Genomic DNA, 3400 nt, shown 5'->3' on the forward strand with positions numbered 1-3400 from the left:
AGGTACTGGAAGTCTTGGTTTCCCATAGTACTGATGACAACGGGGAACTCTGCTCAGGAGGACCCGGACGAGGAAAGGGGACATCATAGTGATTGAACTGCTTGTGGGAAACATGAGGGTGCTTTGAAACCTAGAGTTATGTCAACGTAACAGAAGCAGATAGCCGTGCCAGCAATGAAGTTCGTTGGAAGAGTATCTGACATAGTTCAGATAGCGAGTCGGTCACTATGAGGAACCGGATGCCTTAATTGGGCACGTCCGGGTCTGTGAGGGTTGAGGTCGGTAACGGCCTCTTCTACTCGGATTCTTGAATTAAGTCACAAAGAGTAAAAGCTGAGGTCAGATCTTAGATGGTGCGAATCTCTTTTTTCATCACCATAAACGGCAATTGTTATGCACAATGAAAGACCTGATCCTGATTTTTTGCGCCCACCGGCCTGTGGTGGTACTTCACTATGGATAACCTAATACCTTTTTATCTTTCCTGCATTGCCACTGTTTCCTGCCTTGCCTCGTGATAGGTGGTCAGGAAATTCTCGCATAAGGTATGCCCCAGCCTGGTTGCCATGGCCAGTGGGGTGGTGCCATCCGGCAAGGCGGCGTTGGGATCCGCCCCGGCTTTGAGCAGGCGTTCCACGATTGTGTTGTTATTTTTCCGGACCGCCACCAGCAAAGGGCTGAAGCCATTCGGCAAGGCGGCGTTGACATCTGCTCCATCTTCAATAAGGGTTATCGCGCAGTCGGTATTATCTTCCCTGATAGCGATTAGCAAAGGGGTGAAGCCATCCTTGGTCCGGGCGTTAAGATCCGCCTCAGCATGGATCAGGACTTTCAGGTTGTCGACGTGATTGTTAAAGGCGGCCAGAAACAGCGGTGTGGCACCCGGGGAATTGGCGGCATTGAGCTTCGCCCCGGCGTTGAGCAGGCGTTCCACAACGGCAGGGTTGTTATTTTTCTGGGCAGCAATAATCAGCGGGGTGGCGCCATCACGGGTCCGGACTGCGTTGACCTGCGCCCCGGCGTTGAGCAGACATTCGACGACTGCCTCGTTCCCGCCAGCGGATGCGAACATCAAGGCAGTGAGATCATCAGTCATAACGGCGTTAATATAGACTCCTTTTGCCAATGACTTCTGCACCTGATCCAAGTCCCCTTTACAGCACGCACTTAAGAACACCTTGTCGGGGAAAAATTCATCTGAGTAAGGTTTACCGGTTTTCTTATCCACCACAGGCATGGGTTTTTGCCAGCACACCATGCAGCGGCGTGAGTCGATGGGCTGTTCAACAAAATGCTTCGAAAGACAGTCCAGATTGAAGTAGTGGCCACATTTGGTTCGACATGGGGTTTCGGCGTCCACAGCCGCCACATCGCGGCCATGGAAATCAACGGGACAAACAGGACTGGCATCGGCCTTCGCCGCCTCTTTTTCCGCCACGGCGTTGCTCAGCACTTTCTCGCAGTCCTTATTGCCCAGCTTGGTTGCGATGGACAGTGGGGTCTTACCATCGGGCATGATAGCGTCGGGATTTGCGCCCCTGTCGATCAGGAGTTTCACCATGTCGGTGTTATTTTCTCCGGCAGCGAAGTGCAGCGGGGTGACGCCGTACATATTCCGGGCACGGGGATCCGCCCCTTCGTCGAGCAGGAATTGCACGAAGTTGGTGTTGCCCTTATCGATTGCCTTGAACAGCGGGGTGGTGCCTTCCTTATTCCGGGCGTTGAGATTCGCGCCTCTCTCAAGCAGGAGTTTAACACTATCGGTGTTATTTTTTTGGGCAGCGTAGTGCAGCGGGGTGGCGCCACACATAGCGGGAGTGTTGGCATTGGCCCCGGCTTTGATCAGGCGTTTCACGCAGTCAATATTATTTTTCAGGACTGCCATCTCCAGTGGGGTGGTGCCATCGTCCCGGGCAGTGGAGGGATCCACCCCATTGTCGAGCAAGAGTTCCACAATGTCGGTTTTATTGCCCTGGACAGCGGAGAACAGCGGGGTGCCGCGATCCCGGGTCTGGGCGTTGAGACTCGCCCCGGCGTTGATCAGGCATTTCACGCCCTCGATATTATTTTCCTGGACTGCGATGTGCAGTGGGGTGGTGCCATGGGGCATGGCAGCGTCGAGATCCGCCCCTTTGTGGATCAGGAGTTTCATGCTGTCGGTTTTGCCCCTCCGGATTGCACCGAACAGCGGGGTGGCGCCAGTGTTATCCCGGGCGTCGGGATCCGCCCCTCTCTCGAGCAGGAGTTGCACGCAGTTGGTATTGCCCTCCAGGGTTGCACTGAACAGCGGGGTTTTGCCATCGTTATCCCGGGCGTCGATATCCGCCCCTTTGTCGAGCAGGCATTTCATGCCATCGGTATTGCCCATCTTGGCTGCGAGGTACAGCGGGGTCTCGCCATCCTTATTCCGGGCGTTGAGATCCGCCTCGTTTTTGAGCAGGAGTTTCACAATGTCGGTGTTGTTTTCACGGGCAGCGAAGTGCAGCGGGGTGTAGTCAATCTTATTCCGGGCGTCGAACTCCGCCCCTTCCTTGAGCAGGAGTTTCACAATATCGATGTTATTTTTTCGGGCAGCGAAGTGCAGCGGGGTGTTGCCAAACACATTGAGTATGTTGACATTCGCCCCGGCTTTGATCAGGTGTTTCACGCAGTCGATATTGCCCACTGCAAGGTGCAGCGGTGTGGTGCCACTCTCATTCCGGGCGTCGATATCCGCCCCTTTCTTGAGCAGGAGTTTCACAATATCGGTTTTATTGTCATTGGCAGCGAAGTGCAGCGGAGTGGACCTACTAGAGGCTTGGGCAGCGTTAACATCTGCCCCGCGTTTAATCAGGTATTTGGCGACGTCTGTGTACCCCATAAAGGATGCCATTATCAAGGCAGTGTAATTATCCTTCATAGCGGCATTGACATTGACTCCTTCTGCAAGTGACTGTTTCACCTGCTTCAAATTTCCATTCAAGCAGGCAATTGAAAACACCTGGTCGGGGAAAAACTGGTCCAGGTGAGATTCACCGGTTTTCATATCCAACACAGGGAACGGGTCCTCTCCGCACCAGCAGCTGCGTGAGCCTATGGGCTTATAAAGAAATAGCCTTGTAAGACAGGCCAGATGAAAGTGGTGGCCACAGCGGGTTTGACATTCCTGTTTGAGGTCCACCGCCGCCACATCGCGGCCGTGGAACTTAACGAAACAGGCAGAACAGATGTTCGCCTTCGACGTTACGTCGATGTCCATGGGGAGAGGGGGGGGATCAATGGCATTCATTAGTAAACCTCCATGTTATTAAGTAAGTGATACAGATTAGACGCAAAAAAAAATCGATAGTTCAGTTTTATGGCTATAAAGTTTTTTTGGCTAAGGAGCTGTCCTGAAATAACTTCGACATTGCTACAGACG

General features: G+C 53.2%; 1 protein-coding gene. It reads right to left on the reverse strand.

Annotated features, from left to right (window positions below; translation table 11 throughout):
• Positions 1–475: 475 nt before the first annotated feature.
• Positions 476–3268: an ankyrin repeat domain-containing protein gene (locus KDK14_RS07545; protein ID WP_257264456.1), complete on the reverse strand. Its 2793-nt coding sequence runs from the start codon at positions 3266–3268 to the stop codon at positions 476–478.
• Positions 3269–3400 lie beyond the last annotated feature (132 nt).

The sequence above is a fragment of the Endozoicomonas sp. ONNA2 genome (assembly GCF_024606365.1).
Classification (GTDB): domain Bacteria; phylum Pseudomonadota; class Gammaproteobacteria; order Pseudomonadales; family Endozoicomonadaceae; genus Endozoicomonas.